The 19543-nt window shown below is 44.8% G+C and carries 25 protein-coding genes; 14 read left to right on the top strand and 11 right to left on the bottom strand.

The genetic code is table 11. The annotated features are described in order from the left end of the window. Window positions 1-3: 3 nt before the first annotated feature. Entirely contained in the window at window positions 4-1341 is a 1338-nt protein-coding gene (locus QWY16_RS11825; protein WP_300989425.1) for a hemolysin family protein, read from the bottom strand. Window positions 1342-1522: 181 nt separating this feature from the next. Here QWY16_RS11825 and QWY16_RS11820 point away from each other — a divergent pair, with 181 nt between their 5' ends. Beyond that, the gene (locus tag QWY16_RS11820) at window positions 1523-3091 is read left to right on the top strand and encodes an amidohydrolase (RefSeq protein WP_300989424.1); all 1569 of its coding nucleotides are present in this window, start codon (window positions 1523-1525) and stop codon (window positions 3089-3091) included. 63 nt (window positions 3092-3154) lie between these two features. After that, window positions 3155-3364: a hypothetical protein gene (locus QWY16_RS11815; protein WP_300989423.1), complete on the top strand. Its 210-nt coding sequence runs from the start codon at window positions 3155-3157 to the stop codon at window positions 3362-3364. 58 nt (window positions 3365-3422) lie between these two features. Here the strand turns inward: QWY16_RS11815 and QWY16_RS11810 are convergent, their stop codons facing one another. Continuing rightward, on the bottom strand, window positions 3423-4220 hold the full coding sequence (locus QWY16_RS11810; RefSeq protein WP_300989422.1) for a TIGR00266 family protein: 798 nt from the start codon (window positions 4218-4220) through the stop codon (window positions 3423-3425). Window positions 4221-4329: 109 nt separating this feature from the next. Between QWY16_RS11810 and QWY16_RS11805 the strand changes: the two genes are divergently transcribed. The 4 genes from QWY16_RS11805 to QWY16_RS11790 all read left to right on the top strand — a co-directional run bounded on the left by QWY16_RS11805 (window position 4330) and on the right by QWY16_RS11790 (window position 6461). Next, window positions 4330-5049: a nucleotidyltransferase domain-containing protein gene (locus QWY16_RS11805; RefSeq protein WP_300989421.1), complete on the top strand. Its 720-nt coding sequence runs from the start codon at window positions 4330-4332 to the stop codon at window positions 5047-5049. Further along, window positions 5049-5549, top strand: a complete 501-nt coding sequence (locus QWY16_RS11800) for a cupin domain-containing protein (protein WP_436837185.1) — start codon at window positions 5049-5051, stop codon at window positions 5547-5549. The genes QWY16_RS11805 and QWY16_RS11800 overlap by 1 nt, the downstream gene beginning before the upstream one ends. A gap of 72 nt (window positions 5550-5621) precedes the next feature. After that, entirely contained in the window at window positions 5622-5873 is a 252-nt protein-coding gene (locus tag QWY16_RS11795) for a hypothetical protein (RefSeq protein ID WP_300989419.1), read from the top strand. 138 nt (window positions 5874-6011) lie between these two features. Continuing rightward, the gene (locus tag QWY16_RS11790; protein WP_300989418.1) at window positions 6012-6461 is read left to right on the top strand and encodes a hypothetical protein; all 450 of its coding nucleotides are present in this window, start codon (window positions 6012-6014) and stop codon (window positions 6459-6461) included. Between the two features lie 131 nt (window positions 6462-6592). Here the strand turns inward: QWY16_RS11790 and QWY16_RS11785 are convergent, their stop codons facing one another. After that, window positions 6593-7237 (bottom strand): SDR family oxidoreductase, encoded by a 645-nt coding sequence (locus QWY16_RS11785; protein ID WP_300989417.1) that lies wholly within the window; start codon window positions 7235-7237, stop codon window positions 6593-6595. Between the two features lie 186 nt (window positions 7238-7423). On the opposite strand from QWY16_RS11785, the gene QWY16_RS11780 reads away from it, so the two are divergent. The 3 genes from QWY16_RS11780 to QWY16_RS11770 are packed head-to-tail and all read left to right on the top strand — an operon-like array spanning window position 7424 to window position 9180. After that, a complete protein-coding gene (locus QWY16_RS11780; protein ID WP_300989416.1) occupies window positions 7424-7630 on the top strand; it encodes a hypothetical protein in 207 nt (68 codons plus the stop codon). A 25-nt stretch (window positions 7631-7655) separates the two neighbouring features. Next, complete coding sequence (locus QWY16_RS11775; RefSeq protein WP_300989415.1) at window positions 7656-8666, top strand: S66 family peptidase; 1011 nt, start codon at window positions 7656-7658, stop codon at window positions 8664-8666. Window positions 8667-8682: 16 nt separating this feature from the next. After that, complete coding sequence (locus QWY16_RS11770) at window positions 8683-9180, top strand: GNAT family N-acetyltransferase (RefSeq protein WP_300989414.1); 498 nt, start codon at window positions 8683-8685, stop codon at window positions 9178-9180. Between the two features lie 628 nt (window positions 9181-9808). Here the strand turns inward: QWY16_RS11770 and QWY16_RS11765 are convergent. Beyond that, window positions 9809-10822, bottom strand: coding sequence for a PQQ-dependent sugar dehydrogenase (locus QWY16_RS11765; RefSeq protein WP_300989413.1), 1014 nt, complete (start codon window positions 10820-10822; stop codon window positions 9809-9811). Between the two features lie 74 nt (window positions 10823-10896). On the opposite strand from QWY16_RS11765, the gene QWY16_RS11760 reads away from it, so the two are divergent. Continuing rightward, on the top strand, window positions 10897-11019 hold the full coding sequence (locus QWY16_RS11760; RefSeq protein WP_300989412.1) for a hypothetical protein: 123 nt from the start codon (window positions 10897-10899) through the stop codon (window positions 11017-11019). A 73-nt stretch (window positions 11020-11092) separates the two neighbouring features. Beyond that, window positions 11093-11608: a YcxB family protein gene (locus tag QWY16_RS11755; protein WP_300989411.1), complete on the top strand. Its 516-nt coding sequence runs from the start codon at window positions 11093-11095 to the stop codon at window positions 11606-11608. 97 nt (window positions 11609-11705) lie between these two features. Here the strand turns inward: QWY16_RS11755 and QWY16_RS11750 are convergent, their stop codons facing one another. The 5 genes from QWY16_RS11750 to QWY16_RS11730 form a co-directional block, all read right to left on the bottom strand. Then, window positions 11706-12407 carry an RsiV family protein gene (locus tag QWY16_RS11750; RefSeq protein ID WP_300989410.1) on the bottom strand — a complete coding sequence of 234 codons (702 nt, stop codon included), beginning with the start codon at window positions 12405-12407 and terminating at the stop codon, window positions 11706-11708. A gap of 240 nt (window positions 12408-12647) precedes the next feature. Then, a complete protein-coding gene (locus tag QWY16_RS11745) occupies window positions 12648-12965 on the bottom strand; it encodes a hypothetical protein (RefSeq protein ID WP_300989409.1) in 318 nt (105 codons plus the stop codon). Window positions 12966-12983: 18 nt separating this feature from the next. After that, a complete protein-coding gene (locus QWY16_RS11740; RefSeq protein WP_300989408.1) occupies window positions 12984-13193 on the bottom strand; it encodes a hypothetical protein in 210 nt (69 codons plus the stop codon). Window positions 13194-13336: 143 nt separating this feature from the next. Continuing rightward, window positions 13337-13726 (bottom strand): ribonuclease HI family protein, encoded by a 390-nt coding sequence (locus QWY16_RS11735; RefSeq protein ID WP_300989407.1) that lies wholly within the window; start codon window positions 13724-13726, stop codon window positions 13337-13339. A gap of 8 nt (window positions 13727-13734) precedes the next feature. Beyond that, the gene (locus QWY16_RS11730; RefSeq protein WP_300989406.1) at window positions 13735-14418 is read right to left on the bottom strand and encodes a queuosine precursor transporter; all 684 of its coding nucleotides are present in this window, start codon (window positions 14416-14418) and stop codon (window positions 13735-13737) included. A gap of 143 nt (window positions 14419-14561) precedes the next feature. On the opposite strand from QWY16_RS11730, the gene QWY16_RS11725 reads away from it, so the two are divergent. Next, window positions 14562-14759, top strand: coding sequence for a zinc-finger domain-containing protein (locus tag QWY16_RS11725; RefSeq protein ID WP_300989405.1), 198 nt, complete (start codon window positions 14562-14564; stop codon window positions 14757-14759). Window positions 14760-15231: 472 nt separating this feature from the next. Here the strand turns inward: QWY16_RS11725 and QWY16_RS11720 are convergent, their stop codons facing one another. Next, window positions 15232-15801 carry an N-acetyltransferase gene (locus QWY16_RS11720; RefSeq protein WP_300989404.1) on the bottom strand — a complete coding sequence of 190 codons (570 nt, stop codon included), beginning with the start codon at window positions 15799-15801 and terminating at the stop codon, window positions 15232-15234. A 141-nt stretch (window positions 15802-15942) separates the two neighbouring features. Here QWY16_RS11720 and QWY16_RS11715 point away from each other — a divergent pair, with 141 nt between their 5' ends. Continuing rightward, complete coding sequence (locus QWY16_RS11715; RefSeq protein WP_300989403.1) at window positions 15943-17166, top strand: ATP-grasp domain-containing protein; 1224 nt, start codon at window positions 15943-15945, stop codon at window positions 17164-17166. Window positions 17167-17184: 18 nt separating this feature from the next. After that, complete coding sequence (locus QWY16_RS11710; RefSeq protein WP_300989402.1) at window positions 17185-19146, top strand: hypothetical protein; 1962 nt, start codon at window positions 17185-17187, stop codon at window positions 19144-19146. Window positions 19147-19224: 78 nt separating this feature from the next. Here the strand turns inward: QWY16_RS11710 and QWY16_RS11705 are convergent, their stop codons facing one another. Beyond that, the gene (locus QWY16_RS11705) at window positions 19225-19431 is read right to left on the bottom strand and encodes a cold shock domain-containing protein (RefSeq protein WP_300989401.1); all 207 of its coding nucleotides are present in this window, start codon (window positions 19429-19431) and stop codon (window positions 19225-19227) included. Window positions 19432-19543: the final 112 nt, after the last annotated feature.

Below are 19543 nucleotides of genomic sequence, written 5' to 3'. Positions count from 1 at the left end.
AACTTATTCGGTTATTTCGACAGGTTCTTTGTCAGACTCGATCGTTTCTTTGCGGCTCAACAAGACCGTTATGATCTGGTGGTTTTCCATTTCTTTTACGGTGATCGTGTGATTCGGCAATTCAACTTTTTCGCCTTCATGGATATCAATATTTTTCAGCTGTACCCAGCCGCCGATTGTATCAATGTCTTCACTGTCTTCAAAAGTAATGCCAAAACGTTCTTCAAGGTCAGACAATAAGACTCGTCCGTTTACTAGGTAATTATTTATATCTACAGCTTTGATCTCATCGGGTTCGTCTTCATCAAATTCATCACGGATTTCCCCAACAATTTCTTCCAGAATGTCTTCCATTGTAATAACGCCAGAAGTTCCGCCGTATTCATCAATGACAATTGCCATATGGACACGCTCTTTTTGCATCGTTCTTAAAACGTCTTGAATTGGAGCAGCTTCCATGACGAAAGGTATATCATGGACAACAACGCTTTCTTTCATGTCTTCGGTAATTGTATAGTTTGTCAGCATTTCTTTTACATTGACAAAGCCCAAAATATTGTCTTTATCCCCATTTTCTGTAACGGGATAACGGGTATATTCATGTTCGCGCACAATTTCCATCAAATCATCGTGGGTCATTTCAAGTGAAATGGATTCCATCTGCGTTCGGGGAATCATGATATCTTTTGCACAGCGTTCATCGAATGAAAAGATGTTCTGCATATACGCTAGTTCGGTTTGATTGATTTCACCGCTTTGATAACTTTGAGTCATAATGATTTTCAGTTCTTCCTCTGAATGGGCCTGTTCATGGTCTGCCGGTTCAATGCCGAAGGCACGCAACAGCAGGCGGGCAGAACCGTTCATCAACCAGATAAACGGATTCATGATTTTGCCGAAAAGAATCAGTGGGCCTGAAAAGAACAAAGCCATTTTTTCGGCATACTGAATGGCAAGCGTTTTTGGTGCCAATTCACCCAGTACAACATGGAAATAAGTGACGGCTACAAAAGCGATGGTAAACGAAAGGATGGAGGCAGTTGGATCTCCAATTCCAAAATTCTCGAAAACCGGATGCAACAGGCGCTCTACAGTTGGTTCACCGAGCCACCCCAGTCCTAGAGCTGTTACGGTGATGCCAAGCTGGCATGCCGATAAATAGTAATCGAGATGATCTGCAATCTTTTTCGTCTTCATCGCGCTTTTACTGCCTTCTGAAATCAACTGATCGATGCGGGATGTCCGCACACGGATAATGGAAAATTCAGATCCGACAAACAAAGCGGTTAAAGCAATTAACAAAACTACCAAAAACAAATTCAATATGAGTATACTGTCCAATTGGTCCCCCCGGTTTGGAGGGTTCACCTCTGCTTTCAAAAAATGTATCTTAATTATATCATAAATTCCCATTATTCCGCGTCAGAAAGTTTCGGCATGAAATTTAATGGCTTGGAAATGGTTAGTAGTTGTATAAGCCGGAACTTGGATTTATCATTATATTTAGAAAAGGAGTGACAGCATGAAGACGTTATGGCATGGAGGAGTAATTTACACGATGGCTGTGGAAGGCGAAACGGCGGAAGCAGTTTTGGTATCCAGCGGAAAAATAGAAAAAATAGGTACATACGAAGAACTAAAAGGCTCAGCAGACCAAGAAATAAATCTGGAAGGAAAAGTAATTTATCCTGGATTTGTCGATAGCCATATGCACATGATTGGGCATGGCGAAAAACTGCTGCGGGTAGACTTGTCCAAAATCGATTCTTCAGAAGAAATGAAAAATCAATTGATCCGTTCAACTGCCAATCTCGCAGAAGGTGATTGGTTTATCGGAGAAGGCTGGAACGAAAACAATTTTCCGGACCGCAAAATCTTCCACCGGACGGAACTGGATGAAATAAGCCGCTCGCCGATGATGCTGAAACGCGTCTGCCGCCATGCTGTATTGGCCAATTCAAGAGCTTTGGACCTTGCTGGCATTACGAAAGACACGCCGGATCCGGAAGGCGGTGTCATTGTCCGCGATAATGACGGCGAACCGACTGGGTATTTATTGGATGCTGCGCAGGATTTGGTGTCCGGCCAAATTCCGGAAGTCAGCATCAATTATTTAACGAATGCACTGAAAACTTCAGTTGAAGATTTATTGTCGCTCGGCCTGACGGGTGCTCATACGGAAGATATGGGTTATTACGGCGATTATTCAAGGCCCTTGCAGGCTTTCAAGAACGTCATTGGTGGAGACATCAAATTCCGCGCCCATTTGCTGCGTGCCCATAGTGTCTTTGAAAAAATGATTGAAAGTGCTGAATACGATGAACCGTTTATCGACCCAGGCGCCATTAAGATTTTTGCTGATGGCTCCATCGGCGGAAAAACGGCATTGCTCAGCAAACCTTATAACGACGACCCGTCAACAAGCGGTGTCGCTATCCATTCCGATGAGGAATTAAAGCAGCTGGTTGCAATGGCACGCCGGCACGGTGAAGCCGTTGCTATCCATGTCATCGGCGATTTGGGGATGGAAAAGGCGCTGGATGCCATCGAAGCGCATCCTGTGCCAAAAGGCAAACGTGACCGGCTGATCCACGCCATGGTCGTTCGTGAAGACCTTGTTGAACGGATGCAAAAAATAGACGTGGCTTTGGATGTGCAGCCGAGTTTTACCACTTCCGATTTCCCTTGGGTCATTGAACGGCTCGGTGAAGAACGGATCAAGTGGGCTTACGCATGGAAGAGCTTGCTCGCTAAAGGGCTGATTTGTGCCGGTGGATCAGATGCGCCGATTGAGGAAGTAAATCCGCTTTTGGGCATTTATGCGGCCGTGACCCGGAGAAAGCCATATGAAACGCATGAAGGCTATATGCCGCAGGAAAAATTGAGCCGTTTTGAAGCGATCCAACTTTATACGAGTGGAAGCGCTGCGGCCATTTGCAAAGAGCATGAGCGAGGCCGGATTGTTGAAGGCTTTGATGCCGACTTTTCAATTTATGACCGCGATTTATTCGAAGGGCTGCCGGAGCAGGTTTTAGAAGCTCAAGTAGAAATGACGGTAGTTGCCGGGGAAGTCATGTATCAGAGAAATTGAAGTTGAATAAAGCAGATGGCAGACATAATTGCTGCAGTCTCGATTGAAAAGGGGGTTGCCGGAATGCCGGTTATACCAAATGACATTTTAGACAAACTTGCAGATGCCGACCAGGCAGGCATTAATATGAAAAGCCCGAAAGCAGTAGTGAATCATCTGCTCGCTCAAGGCGAAAAAGAATCGATCCTATTTTTCTATAAACGGAACAGCCTGGAATTTGATTTTGATAAATTCAATGGGGCGGTTGAAGAAATGCAGAAACGCAAAAAGTGAAATTTCAAAAGACCCGGAGCCTGACAATGGCTTCGGGTCTTTGTTTGCATAGTTAAGCTTATTTGCCGCCAAGCAAATCGAATAATCCGCCTGCAACACTGCCTTCGCCTTGGGACCGTCCGGCAGGGTTTTGAGGAGCTGCAGCAAAGACGCGGCTTGCGAGCCGGCTGAAAGGCAATGATTGAATCCACACGCTGCCAGGGCCGCGAAGTGTCGCGAAGAACAGGCCTTCGCCGCCGAACAAAGCGGTTTTAACGCCGGAGACCATTTCGATATTATAATCAACGTCTGCAGTCATCGCAACGAGACAGCCGGTATCGACGCGCAATACTTCACCTTTTTGCAGGTTTTTGCGGTAAAGTGTTCCACCGGCATGGATGAACGCCAAACCGTCGCCTTCCAGCTTTTGCATGATGAATCCTTCGCCTCCAAAAAAGCCGGTGCCAAGTTTACGCTGGAATTCAATGCCAATGGATACGCCTTTAGCGGCTGCCAAGAAAGCGTCTTTTTGGCAAATGACTTTTCCGCCGAGCGTGCTCAAGTCCATCGGAATGATTTTGCCGGGGTACGGCGATGCGAAAGATACATGGCGCTTGCCTGTTCCTTGGTTGGTAAACGTCGTCATAAACAAACTTTCCCCCGTAATAACCCGTTTACCGGCTCCAATCAATTTGCCCATGATGCCGGACCCGCCTCCTTTGGAGCCGTCTCCAAAAATGGTTTCCATCACAATGCCGTCTTCCATCATCATCAAAGCACCAGCTTCAGCAATGACCGTTTCGTTCGGATCCAGTTCCACTTCAACAAACTGCATGTCATCCCCGTGTAATTTAAAATCAATTTCGTGGTTATTCATTTTGCTCCTCCTTGGCGTTTTAAATTTGCTATATAATGAATACGAGATGAGTATTGAGAAAGTTTCAACAATAAGCAGAAAAACATAATTAGGCAAAGGAGTTGAAGCAATGGATAAGAATGCGTTGGCAACAGCGAAGCAGCTGGTTGCCCAGTTATTTCCGGATTGTGAAGCTGCATTATTGGCAGGCAGTATCGTAAGGGGAGAAGCGACCGAGACGTCCGATTTAGATTTAGTGGTATTTTATAATAATATTATGTCGTCTTATAGAAAGTCGGTAATGGAAAATGGCTGGCCTGTTGAAATTTTTGTTCATAGTTTAACTTCTTATCAGGCATATTTTGATAGCGACTGTCAAAGGGGACGCCCTTCTTTGCCGAATATGGTGGCAGAAGGAATCGTTTTAAAAGATAATAGGATGATAGAGTCTATAAAACACGAAGCCCGGTTGCTGCTGCAAAAAGGTCCGGCGGAATGGAGTGCAAAAGAAGCGGAGCAAAAACGTTATTTTCTAACAGATGTGCTGGAAGACTTCTTAGGCTGCAGCAATCGTGCAGAAGAACTGTTTATTGCCAATGCTTTAGCGGAACAGCTGAGTGAGTTTGTGCTGAGAATCAATCGGCAGTGGACCGGAACGTCAAAATGGCTGGTGCGGGCCTTGAAAAGATACGACGCTGAATTCGCTGGCCGTTTTATTGAAGCCTTTGACAGCTATTACCGGACCGCTGAAAAAGAAGAGGTCATCCAATTGACAGACGCTGTTCTGAATAAGCATGGCGGCAGGGTGTTTGATGGATTTGCAATTGGAAAAGAAAGCAGGGATCAATGATGGAAGCAGAATATATGATCAAACATTTAGGGATGGAGCCGCATCCGGAAGGCGGCTTCTACAAAAGGGCTTTTGAGTCGGAGCAACTAATTTCTCCAGAGACGCATCCGGCTGAAAGGCTGCTTTATACAAGCATTTATTTTCTGCTGCGCTCGCATGACGTTTCCCATCTGCATCGCTTGAAGTCTGACGAGCTCTGGTATTTCCATGCCGGCAGTGCGCTGTCAGTCCATATCCTTGATAAGGACGGCGGATACCGTGTGGAAAAGCTGGGATTGGATATCAAAAATGGTGAAAAACCGCAGGTACTGGTGCCAAGCGGCAGCATATTTGGCTCTTCAGTAGAAAAAGAAGAGGCTTTTTCTTTGGTCGGCTGCATGGTGGCACCGGGCTTTGATTTTGCTGATTTTGAACTGTTCACTCAAAATGAGCTGCTCGCTCAATATCCCCAGCATGAACAAATCATTAAAAAAATGGCGTATGACAAACTTCCCGAATGATTAAGTCGGTATCGGATCGTCAGCAAGAATGCTAAACTAGAAAAAATGCACAAAAAAGGATGAGGGAATTTTATGGGGACTATTTTATCTTTGCTGATTGTGGCCGCTGCTGTATTTGCGGCGTATTCTTTAAAGAAGTTTTACGACAAGCCGTATGTCGTTAACTTTTCGTTGGCGGCTATGCTGCTGCTGATTGTAGTGCGGACGTTTTTGCTCCAGCCAATCAACACTCTTGGCTATGTGGCTATCGTATTGTGTGCAATCGCGTTTGTTTTCCAGGCAGTGCTGGGGGTCAAGAACTTAAATGCACAACAGCAGGCGTGAAGTGGAATAAATGCTTTTGTATAGAGACTTTGCATCATTTATATTTTCATCTTATAAAAAAGACGGCACCGCTTCAGGTTTGGCGGCGTCTTTTTTGCCTCTATAAAATTTAAACTCCTTAGGAATGGAGGAAACAGGATGAAACTTCCAAATGGGGTAACTGGATTCTATAATTCTGAAGCCGACAAACCTCCTCAAACAGACGGGAAACAGTTTAAGCAATTGTGTTTCAGCGTAGCAACTAATAATGCCGGTAGAATATTGGAATTCAACTCGCCCCGATATCCGGCAAATTTTTATTCTGCACATGTGGAGATGCGTGGCAATCAGTTTTATGTTTTATTGAATGAACATTATCCTTTTATTGCCTTTGCTTCAATTGTTGATGATGGGAACCTTGAATTCAAAGATGAACCTGTGCTTTCCCAAGAATTTAAACCCTTCTATGATGTATTAACTGTCAATGAATTAAATGAACTTATAAAACACAAACCACAAAAAAATGAATTAAATCCTGCTGAATGGGAACAAATCTTTTATTGGAAACCGGAGACTGTAGGACAGATCCTCTTTAATTATTGGGATTAACCAAAAAAGGAACCCGCTAAGAACCGTGTTCCTTTTTACATTTAATAATCAATATTCAAATGCCGCATTGCTTTTTAGCCCATCATAAAAATTATTCTGCTGGCCAGATCAAAGGTGGAAAGCATTGCCTCCTATAAACGATCAAGTGCTTCTTCAATTTCATCATCACCGGAAATGACTTCAAAAGTTTTATTGTAGACATGCTCATTGTCCAAGCAATGCAACAGAACCTTGGCGACGTCTTCTCTTGGAATTGGACCAGAGTCCAGGTTTTCCGTTGCCCATATCCGGCCAGTCCCGGGATCGTTCGTCAGCCGGCCCGGCCGGACAATCGTATAAATGAGACCGCTTGCCCGCAGGATATTATCGGCATGGTGCTTTGCCACATAATACGGTGCGATATCTTTGCCCCACATTTCACGGCGGTCGGCATGGATGGCGCTCACCATGAGGAATCGTTCGGTGCCGGTTTGTTCTGCCGCTTTGATGGTTTTGGCTGCACCGTCCAAGTCGACCAGCAAAGTTTTATCAGCTCCGGTTGCGCCTCCGCTGCCTGCTGTGAAGACGACGGCATCGCAGCCTTCCATAGCAGCAGCAATTTCTTCAACACTGCCTTCAAGGCTCGTTAGAACTGTTTCCACTCCAAGACTGTTGAAATAGCTGATTTGTTCTTCATGGCGGATCATTGCTTTTGGGGTATGTTCTTTCGAATCGGCTAGCAGCTGGACAAAATGGCGGCCGACTTGTCCATTGGCACCCACCACTAAAACTTTCATATGCACATCTCCTTCACATTTTGATCCTACAGATAAATACCCTGACAGCGCCACTTTAAGCGGCAGACGAAATGAAAAATAAATCGAATTTTAATTTTCAGAAGTTTTTTCTTTATATATAAAAGCACTCTAGTATAATGTAACTAATCTTTAATTTTATTTTATACATATGTAAGGAGGATTTAAATGCATTCCCGAAATCAAAAAAAGATGGCTGAATACCCTGGACAAGCTGATTCTTCAGGACTTTCCCTTGGAGTAGGTCACTTAGACCACATGAAATCAGACCGTAAACCAAATGCGCTTTGGGACTTTATAACTCAAACGTTTTTGTTTTTGCTGGGTGGAGTTATTCTTTGCGGAATAATTCTGGCACTCGTATCATTTACATAACGCCAAATATTAAAGGAGAATGACGATGATCAGATATCCAGACCGCAAGAATGAAACGATTGGAGTAACCGCACCTTCTTCCGGGGTTGCACCAGATATGCATGAGGTACTGAAAAAATCAATTGAGCGCTTAGAAGAGCGAGGCTTTAAACTGCAGGTAGGGGACACGCCGTGGACGCAGCAGGAAGCTAAATCCGCGCCGGCGGAAGTCCGTGCAGAAGAATTGATGAAAATGCTTAGCGACCCATCGGTTGATTTGGTCATGCCTCCTTGGGGCGGGGAATTGCTCGTGGAAGTTCTGGAATTCCTCGATTTCTCAAAAATTGAATTGAAATGGATTTTAGGTTACTCGGATATCAGCATGCTATTGCTTGCTGTTACGTTGAACACAGGATATGCGACAGCACACGGCGTTAATTTTGTTGATCTTCGCGGCCCTGAATCAGATGATACGACAGCCAAATGGCTCGATGTTCTTCAAACAAAACAAGGCGAATCCATCGCACAAGTATCATCCGAAAAGTATCAAAAAGAATGGGATCATGATCATCCGACTCCAGTCATTTTTAATTTGACAGAAGACACGGAATGGAAGACCGTTTCAGGGGAAGCGGAACAATTCAAAGGGCGTCTTCTAGGCGGCTGCATCGATGTGATCCGCCATTTAATCGGAACACCTTATGGAGATGTAGACGGTTTCCGTGAACGCCATATTCCAGGAGAACCGGTTTTATGGTATTTAGAAAACTGTGAAATGAACGTAGCAGATTTAAAACGGTCATTGACTCAAATGAAATATGCGGGATGGTTTAACCATATTTCCGGCATTGTTTTTGGCAGAAGTCCGGCGAACCAGGAAATCAGCGGATATACAGTAGAGAAAATGTACGAGGATTTGTCAGATGAACTAGGTGTTCCTATTGCCTACGACATTGACCTCGGCCATATTCCGCCTCAAATCACTTTTGTAAACGGAGCCTATGCAACGATTGATGTTGAAAACGGCAAAGGGAAAGTCGAAATGGAATTCAAGTAAAGAGGAAGATGCGCCAATGGATATTCGTGAACTAAATCCGAAAGATGCTGCCATATACAGGGAACTTCGTATTGAAGCTTTAAGACAATCCCCGGATGCCTTCAGCTCAACTCTTGAAGATGCCTTGCTAAAACCGCTCCAGGCAACAGCAGACAATTTGGCAGCTGAATCGGCTGTGACGTTTGGAGCGTTTTTAAACGGGCAACTGGTTGGCAATGTGACGCTTTTGAGGGAGACTGGAAAAAAGCTGAAACACCGGGCTAATGTACTGGCTGTCTATGTGACCCCGAAAGCAAGAGGGAAAGGCATTGCCAGCCAGCTGATGGATGAGCTGGTCGAATATGCAAAAGAATGCGGTGGCATTGAGCAATTGTATCTAACGGTCGTCAGCAGCAATCATAGCGCGATTCAATTATATGAACGATATGGCTTTGAAAAATACGGGACTGAATACCGTTCGATGAAAACGGATAATGGCTATGTCGACGAAGATTTGATGGTTAAATTTCTTTAGAAAAAGACGCCGATTTCAGCGTCTGAGCTTGTAGACAAAAATATATTTATCACGCTAACGGAATAAACATCCCTCTTTTATTGGCGCGATGCCGGATCCTGCGCGCCAGTCGGACGCTTTCCGCGGGCTTGCGCCGAACTAACTCGGCCTGACGTCCGAGCGGATTTCGGCACTTCGCTGTCCCGCAGGAAGCGAATTGTGCAAAAGTAATTTTGCACAATTCGTTTGCGACGAAGCTAGCGCAGCGATGCAGGAGCACAGTGTTTGCCCTCGCCGCCTTGCGCTCCGGATCCTGGAACAGGCTGGAATCCCAAGCATCCTCCAGGAGCAATTGCTGGCGTGTTGACATTGTTGCCTTGATTCCAAAGTGAAGCCCAACCGGACCGGCCACGAAGACTCCTGTGGGACCAGCTCGAGCTGAAGACCCCGCAGGAAGCGAATTGTGCTTGCACGATTCGTTTGCGACGAAGCTAGCGCAGCGATGCAGGAGCACCGGGTTTTCTAAGTGACGAGGAGGCTGAAGCCGTGCCCACGGAAAGCGAAGTGGCCGGACCGGTTGGTTTTATACAACCATAGTCATCAACCTTTGACTTTGTTTACAGTCTGAGACGCCGATTTCGGCGTCTTTCTATTCCTTGCTCAAACGATACAATTGATCGTCGTTTTCGTTAGGGGTCCCGCGGCCGTCGGTGTTGTTAGTGACGAAGTAAAGATCTTCACCGTCTGAGAAAACATCGCGGACACGGCCAAATCCTTCATAAGAATCGGCTACGTCGCCTGTCTCTAAATCGATCACTTTCACGGCAGTGCCGCGGAGTGCTGCTACATAAAGCATTCCATCATGTATGGCGATGCCGCTTGGTGCCCAGGTTTCGTCCGAGCCCGTTGTATAATACGGAGATTCCATGCCTTCTTTTGAGGCGTTGCCTTCAATTGTCGGCCAACCATAATTATTGCCTTCTTCAATAATATTTATTTCATCATTCGCAGACTGGCCGTGCTCGGACGCGTACATCGTATCTTCCGCCCAGGCGATTCCTTGCGGGTTGCGATGGCCATGAGAGTAGATTTCAAATTCATCAAATTCATTCAACCGAAGAATTTTCCCGTTTACTGAAGCCAGATCCTGTGCCAATTCAGGCTCGGATGCATCTCCGACAGTCGCGAACAAGACACCGTCTTTATCCAGTTCGAGCCGTCCGCCGTGATGGACGTTGCCTGTAGGAATGCCTTCCAATAAGACGTCCGTTTCCTGCCAGGCGCCGCCATCCTGCTGGAACCGGGCGATTTTATTAAAAGAACGGCCATTGCGTTCGTAGACATAATAGCCATAAGCTTGTTTGGATTCCTCAAAATCATGCGCCAGTACAAATCCAAGAAATCCTGCTTCAGCTGCTGAAGATAAAGGATCTGAAAACTCCACCTGCTGGTGCGTCACTTTCCCGTCGGCGGCAACATGGGCGACTGTTCCGGGACGTTCTGAGATATAAAATTCATCATTGATTTTATTGATGGACCAGGGAATATCAAGGCCGCTGGCTATCGCTTCAGTCGCGACTGTCGCTTCTTTGGGATTAGCGGGTGCATCGTTACAGCCTGCAAGCACAACGAGGGATAGTAAAGGAAATAAAAACTTCTTCACGAATAAAACCTCCTTTTTTTCATCATAATAGAATTTGCCAGTAAAAGGTATCAAAACAGCAGGGAGTGAAAAATATGTCATTAATGAAGGACGTAAAAGAAGAGGCAGAGATCCGCAAAAAGCGAAATAGAATCCGGATTGCTACTTGGATCATCGTCGCCATTGTTCTGGTCTTGGTTTGGTATTTTACGAAATGAAGCTAGCAGCCATATTACAGAGATAGAGCTTGCCAGTCAGCAGCGTTCATTTTTGAAGCGAAAGGAGCCCCATATGCAAATAGAATTCAACTTAACAGAAGAAGATTATCTAAGCTTCAACCTTCAACATGTAAAGCATTCCAAAACGGCAACTCGTTCGCTTCGATTGCAGCAAATCCTGGTTCCGGTAATTTATATTTTCCTGGCGTATATTTTTTCGGTGATCGTCAATACGCCTTTTTTGTTTTTCCTAATTCCTTTTTTACTTATTAGTATGGTGTGGATCATCTTTTATCCGAAATTCTTTTACAGCAGCGTCATGCGGAACGTTAAAAAAATGCTGAGAGAAGGAAAAGCGGGAGGCATTATTGGGAAGTACACAATGACTTTATCAGACGAAGGAATAATCCAGACCTCCTCCACGGAAGAAAAGAAAGCATCCTGGCCAGCCATTCTAAGTTTGCAAGAAGATGAAGAGCGTTTCTACTTGTATAATAGCGCGATGAGCGCTTATATCATACCGAAAAGAGCTTTGAAAAACAGCAATGAAACACGGGAGTGGATTCAGGGAAGATTGAACAATCGCTAAAGAATTGGCAATTTAGCAATGGAGTTTAGTCCAATACAGCTGCAAATAAAAAAGCCGTCATGCCGACGGCTTTTAGTTTCTATTTTATTTTCGATTTTCAATTATACAAGTCTTTCAAGTTCTTCAAATCGCTCTTTGCAATAAGTATCTTTTGTGGACCTGCAACTCCTGCCGTGATTTCGTATTGGTCGAACACCAATACCAAGTTATTCGGAATCAAGTAGAACTTTTGATTTTCTTTAATTTCCGTAAACGGTTTGGTCAGCTGATCTTTCACTTCGCTGGTCTCTATTTCCACTTTCGCCAATTCACTGAGGTCAGCTACGTAGTTGTCCCCTTCGAACAAGTCGGCTAATTCAATAGCCGCGCCTGTCCGCAAATCGTAATTTAAAGGTTCCAAATAAGTTATGCCATGCGCCATGCCTGCTTCGTACAAATAAGCTTCAATCAATACGCTGGCCGTTTGTTCATCCAAAAATTTAACTGCAAAATCCATATGGCCGTCAGCATGCAAAGTACCATCTGCACTTTCCTCCAGGTAGGCTGTTTCGGAGTTCCTGACTGCCGCTTCCAGCTCTTTCCCGAGCTCTACCGCATGTTGGTTGAACTCATCCAGTCCATCAGCTTCTGGAATCGTAATGTCCAATGTGAGACCTGCATCTTCTTTTGTGAGACCTGCATCTTCTTTTGCCAATTCAATTTCATCAATTTCCACCGGTTTCGTTTCCGCTTTTTCCTCCGTACATCCTGCCAAAACCAATGCAGCTAAGACACCAATTCCGACAAAACACCTTTTCATGCCGCTCTCTCCTTTTTTTACCAATCATACAATATTTTTGTTTGGAAAGGGAGATTCTTTTAGGCTCTCAGTACGCTGTTGGAATGACAGTCATTCCCTAATTCTCTGCCGCCGTTTTAATAATAGCCAGTTCAATGATGCACGGCGGAATGACAATAAAAAAAGACTGTGAATTCAGCAACGAATCCATAGCCTTTTACTATACTTTTTAAATATTTGTAGTCGATGCGGAAACGGTTATCAAGCTGATGGTTTTCTTCTATATTGCATAATTTCAACTATGGCGATGACAAGCGTAATGCCAAGTAAAACATTGATCATCAGCGGATTTAAGTATTGATCCCGGAAAATGAACGCGACCGTCAGTATGTAAAAGATGCCTTGTGTAATTTTCGCAATTGGCGGAACGGCATCTTTGGGATAACGCAAACGCGCCAGCTGAAAGCCCAGGAATGCCAAAAGCAATGCTACATAATATGGCCAATACAAGCGTTCAACCAGATTGTTGATCATTGCATAAACAATCAGCGGAACAAAGTAAAACAAAACCGATTTCAAAAAGAATCACCTTTTCAACTATTTTTTCGTATTGCCTTGCTGTTTTGCTGATATTGCCAAATACAGGTTATAAACCGAGAATAAGACAGCCAGCGTAATGATGATGATTGAAATGACCGGATAAATTGAAGCACCGTTTTCCATGATTTCGAGCACCCGCGTATAGATAATCCAAGGCCCAACCAACAGAATGAAAATATCGAGCACTGTTCCAAGTTTTGATTTCATGATTTACCTCCAAGATTCAACTGTCTCTAGTTTACCAGACTTTTAAAGCGCAGTCTGCAGCGACTTTGAAATACAGAAGAGAGGCGAGCAGATAAAAAAACTGCAGGCGCTTGTAGTTGAACAAGCAAGTCTGCAGTCTGGATTTATTTATGGGCACGCAGTTTGGTGCGGGCAAGATCGTCCGCTGCCCGGTTCTGGGAATCCGGAATCCATTTGATGAAACAGTAATCGAATTCAGCAGACAGGCGGAGAGCTTCTTCCAGCAGCGGTTTGAACTTTGGGTTTTTGATGAATCCTCTGTCAAAAGCTTCAACCGCCACTTGGGAATCTGATTTGATGGAGACCATTTGGGTAGACAAATCCCGCGCCAGCTCCAGTCCTTTGACCAGTGCCGTAAACTCTGCGGTATGGTTATCCATTTCCCCGACATATTCGCTCCATTTGATGGAGTGGCCTTCGCCTCTGATAAATACGCCGACAGCGCTGACTTTCGGTGATCCAGCAGTCGCAGCGTCTACAAAAACTTCAAGCATATCCCCACCTACTTTTCGTCAATTGGTTTTAAAGCTTTGGCGATATAGCCAAACGGTGTATCAAGGACTGAAACAATGAATTTCAGCACATAAGTCGAGATGAATATCTGCCACCAAATATCAAACGGATAAACACCGTAAAAAGCGATACTGGTAAAGATAAAGGTATCAAGCAGCTGGCTGATCAATGTCGAGCCATTGTTGCGGATCCAGAACTGGCTATCTTTTGGAAAGACTTTGCGAATGGCGGCGAATATATATACGGCCAAATGCTGGCTGGTGAGATAAGCCAGCATACTGGCGACTGCGAGTTGCGGAATCAATCCGAAAATCGTATGCAGCGAATCATTGGCAAAGTCGCTTTCAGCCGGAACGAACTTCATGCCGAATTGCATCACTACAATCATGATCAAAAGAGATGAGAATCCGAGCCAAACCGCTTTTTTCGCCTCTTTTTGACCGTATTTCTCATTTAAAATATCAGTAGCGAGAAAAGTCGAAGCATATAAACTATTTCCAAGCGTAGCCGTCAATCCGATAATTTCAATGGTCTTCGTGACTTGGATATTCGCTAAAATTGTAGAAAGGGCTACCCATGCAAACAATCCGGCTTTCCCGAAAAATTTGTACATGATGAGCAGCAATATAAAATTGACCAAGGCAAAGCCAAGGCCCAAATACTCGTTAAACAAGTAGTTTCCTCCTTAGTTTTGATAAAGCGGGAGTTTACGAACCGCTGATCAGATGAAATTGTCCTTTGATAGTATAACTAGTGTTGGATTAAAAGACAAATAAGTAGTAAAATAAGCGAATGGCAATTTAAAGGGGTGACAGTTTGAACAAACTTTCAATTATCAATGAAATTGATGAAATGATGGAAACATATTGTGAAGGATGTTTTGTTAGGAAACAAATTCGCAAAGAGCAGGGGAAAACGGCTGCTCATCGTTTTTGCATTAGCAATTGCTCAATTGGGTCGCAGCTTCAATTCCTTGGAAACGAGTTAAACAAAGTAGGAACCAATCATAAATGAAACGCATAGAAAAGCCTGCATCGAGTATTTTCGATGCAGGCTTGAGTTTGTAGACAAAAAAACATGTGAATAAATATAAAAAAACAAGGTTCTCTCTTCGGTTCCTGCGCTTCAACCGGACGCTTTCCGCGGGCTCGCGCCGAAGCTAGCGCAGCGATGCAGGTGCAATGCAGGAGCACAGTGTTTGCCCTCGCCGGTTTCCGCTGCGGAACCTGGCGTGAAGTGAAAAGCGGCATCCTGGCTGGAAGGGATTCCTTGAAGTCACGCGACACCCCCAACCGGTCCGGCCACGAGACTCCTGTGGGACCAGCTCGAGCTGAAGACCCCACAGGAACGCCAGTGACGAGGAGGCTGAAGCCGAGCCCACGGAAAGCGAAGTGGCCGGACCGGTTGGGATTTATACCGTCTTATTCATTTCAAGCACACTTTGTCTACAGTCTGAAGCCTGCATCGAGTAACGATGCAGGCTTTTCTATTTCGCTTGCTGTTGGCGCCGGGCTTCTGCCAGCTGCAAAACCTGCGCGGCCGGCTGCGGTTCGATTCCGTAAAATGCTTCGTTATCAAAAGCGTGGACTTCCTCGTAGGCTTCCATCATCTTTTCCAAAACCCACTCTTCGGATGTATCTGCAGGTGTCCAATAAAAAATATCCATGACGCTTTTTTCACCGGTGACCGGATGCTTCCGTACATACTCGATTGATGGAGCTTTTCTGAAATTCTGCTTTTGGTAAAAACGTACCCGTTTGGCGGATTCGGGATCTTCAGGCGTAATCGGATCAACTTCCAGGACGATGGGCTTGTTTTTATTTTTCACTTTTTCGATTATTTTGCTGCCCAGCCCGCTTCCTCGTGAAGTACTGTTAACCAGTATATAATCAATAAATAAAAAATCCGGTTTTTCAAAATAAACCAGCGTGTGGTTTTGGCTTTCATCCAATTTATAGGCGTCCGATTTTTTCTCGAATAATGTTTTCATATGTTGTTCCGATTTCATCTCTTTGGCAGGGAAATATTCTCTCAATCTCAGAAACCATGGCTCCACGGCATTCTTCTCCTTTCTTTTATACTAAAATTCCCAAAGTAAAGGGAATTAAACCAATATTTTTTCAGGTTTGAATATTCTTTCATTAGGTAATATAGTAGAATAGCTAAGGCAAGTGCAAAAGGGAAAGGGAGAGATTCAATGTCTGCGACGAATAATGATGGGAAACTAACAGCAATTTTAGGATGGAGCCTGCCGGCGATTGAAGCGATTGACAAGCTTGACCGGCCATATGTAGTAGTAGGTCCACCTGATTTTGAAGGATTTGCAAAAGAAAACGACATCAATTTTGTGGGCTGGGATTTTGACCGCCTCAATGAAGGGTCAGAAGAGCTTTACCAGATCTTGGATGACATGGATACCAAACTGGCAGTACCAATTTATGAAGAAACTGTAGAATGGGCAGGAGCACTGAATGCCCGTTTTTTTGATGACCCCCGAGTTTTCAACCGCTCGCTTTTGCTCCGGGACAAAGGTTTGATGAAACGGAAAGCCCAAATGTCGGGCATCAAAGTAGGGGTATTTGAAGAAGCTTATTCCAAAGATGACATCCATCGCTTTTTAAAGCGCGTGAATGATGCGCTGATCAAAATTGAAGGCGATTTAAACGATCCGATCCATATTAAGCCGCTCAATAAAGCTGGAACCGTTGGCCATATGGTCATCCGCGATGCGGCAGATATTGAAAAAATAGAAGAAGAATTTCCTTATTTAATGGAAAGCCATTTGGACGGGCAGGAATTTTCATGCGAAGCTTTTATTCACGATGGGCAAGTAAAGTTCCTCAATATTACAGAGTATGTTAAGCTGGGCCATTCCAATTTCGTACCAGCTTCCCCGGCACTGGAAGCTTATCGTCCACAAATTTTGAATGAAATCCAAAAACTGGTAGATTCATTTGAAATCAGTTACGGTGTAATTCATCCGGAATATTTCATTTCACATGATGGCACATTGAACTTCGGGGAAGTGGCAGCCCGGGTACCGGGAGGGCATATTTTCGACTTGATCGAAAGAGCATATGGCTTTAACGCTTTCCAGGCTCAAATACTGTGCAGCGATCCAGATACTACCGCTGAAGAACTGGAAGCGTTTTTCCCTGAAGAAGTCACTTCCGCTAAAGGCTATGCAGGAAGTTTGATGGTCTATCCGCGTGTCCGGCTGATTGAAAAACTTAATGTTCCGGATAATTTGAAGGCCGATTCTTATTTTGAAAAACACGATTTATTTATTCCTGTGACCTCTAAAGTAGCGGAACGCGTCGGCTTTGGGAACCATTACGGTACCTTATTCTTCTTTGGGGAAGACAGTGACCGGATGAAAGAGCTATTGAAGAATTACGAGAAATTCGATTTTTATCTTTAATTATTTGGGGGAATCATAATGGCAACAGAATTGACGTCTGTAAAAGATAAATTTGAACAGGCTCTTCGCTCATTGGAAGAAGCCAAGCCGTTTGCAAAAAGCATGTATCAGACAGAAGTTTTTCAATTAGCAACAGAATTGGCGGCAACAGACGAAGGTTTGGAAATGCTGTATGACTATGCTGCTGATTTTGATAAGTCCGGTGTGTTCCACGGAGGGCCTTGGACAGAAGCGGAAAATTTGGAACCTCCTTTTGTCGGCGGCTCGCTGAAAATCCGAGGCATCAATTCTGTTGTGGAAATGCTGAGCGAACTGCGCATGCTGGCCATTTCTGAAGGGAAATACCAGCACACGGAAGTATCGGCAGAAGAAGCAGCCACGTTCCTGAACGAAGTGCTTGCTTTAAACCTTGATTTGCTTTTCCCGGCAGAAACGGAAGCAGCACGAGTGGAAGCCGGGGAACACACGGAACGTGCAGAACGCTTATTCCGCTTTCTGGGCGGGCGTTTATCGTATAAAGCAGTAGCCAACAAGCTGGTTGAAGAAATCGGCCGGCTGACTGTCCAGCGTCCGATCATGGTGGACCGCATCATTCACATGATTGAAACAGCAACTCAAATGATCGATGAGAATATCGAAGAAAGCACGAAAGAAAACTTAATGGCGTTTAAAAAAGCCATTACTACGCCAACGCCATTAACCGAGAAATTTCCGAACTTGCGGGAATACCGCAAGCATCTGATGGAAGTGGACGAAGAAACATTGCGCTCAGAAAGCCGCGCTTTCGCAGAATCGATGAATACGACCGGCCTTGTGGCTCCGGCGAATGCCATTTTTATCCGCTACTTGAACCGCAAGTATTCAGATTTGATTCCGGAAGCCCTAAGTCTATCTGAAATAGGCACCGCCAGCTTCAACGCCAATGCCGAGCTGATTCGGGACATGATCCAAATTGCTGTCCATCCGGAAACCAGCAAAGTGATCTACGGTTTGTCGAGAATGCTGGACCGTGGAGTACTGACTCAGGATCCGTTGCTGCCGGCTCTGCGCAGGCTGTTCGAAATCGATGTCCATCCGGACGTTAAAAAAGTTCTTTTGCGAAGAGAGCATCGCAAAGGCGGCATCACCGCCAATGGTGTTTTGGTTGGAGGCGTAATCAGCGTTTTAGGCCAGCCGCTTGGCATCGGCCAAGGGCTGAACCCGACTTGTCAATCCGCGCGGGCCATCAGCCTCTGGGCTCAGCATGGCATTGGCCAATTGCTCGAGTACATCGCCCGGGCAGTCCGGGAAAATGATATTGATATTACGTTTGAAGGGGAAGTTATTCACTCTAATACGATTGAAGGCGGAGTGGCGGCGGAAATTCATCAAGAGCTGGATCCTGTTTCCGTCGTACTAGTGCCGCATCTCGATAAAATCTACAATGAAATGATGAAGAAGACGTTATTGCGCGGTGAAGACGGCCATAAATGGGTCAATCCAGAGTTCTACGGCGAATGGATCCCGAGAGGCTTTATCAATATTATCGACCCGCTGACAGGCTATGTAACGGATTATCAGGCGTTTGTCCGCCTGTTCTATGCCACACATCATCCAGAGTATAACGAAGGCTATGAATTGATCTACCCGAACCCTGTGGGGATTTACATCACCAATGTCCATGGCCGGCTACTTGGGCTGCATGCTGTATCAATTCAGCGGATTGACCAGGATGAGCAAGGCGAAGTCCGTGTTTATTTCTACAATCCCAACAACGACAGCGGCCAGAACTGGGGGCAAGGCATTGAAACCAGTGTCCAGGGCCACGGAGAGCTTGAAGGCGAATCATCGCTGCCGTTCCATCAATTCACTGCCCGTATGTATGCGTTCCATTACAACCCTTATGAACAAGGTGATACTTATATGGTCGAGGATGCAGATGTGGAAGAAATCGAGCGTTTGTCACGTGAAAGCTGGGGCAAAACTTACACATGGATTTGATTGAATGAGCTGAAACAAAAAAGGAGACCCGGAGATGATTTTCTCCGGGTCTCTTTATATTATCTGGAAAATAGGTTGTTAACTTTCGATTTCAATTACATTTGCAGCTTGCGGTCCACGATTTCCATCAATAATTTCGAAAGAGACGGTTTTTCCTTCTTGCAAGGTCCTGAACCCGTCACCTTGGATTCCTGTAAAGTGGACGAAAACTTCATCACCATCGTTATACTCAATAAACCCATAGCCTTTTTCCGTGTTAAACCATTTTACCTTACCTTGGTGCATGCACGTTCCCCCTATATATTGAGTATTGTCGTGGAACCATTAAAAAGCCTTTTAATGGTTGGCTTATACTATACCCGAAGGACATCAAATCGTCAATATCACAGGACAAATC

The sequence above is a fragment of the Planococcus shenhongbingii genome (assembly GCF_030413635.1).
GTDB lineage: Bacteria > Bacillota > Bacilli > Bacillales_A > Planococcaceae > Planococcus > Planococcus shenhongbingii.
The sequence above is the reverse complement of the archived record's forward strand: the minus strand, read 5'-3'. Positions and strand labels throughout refer to the sequence as shown.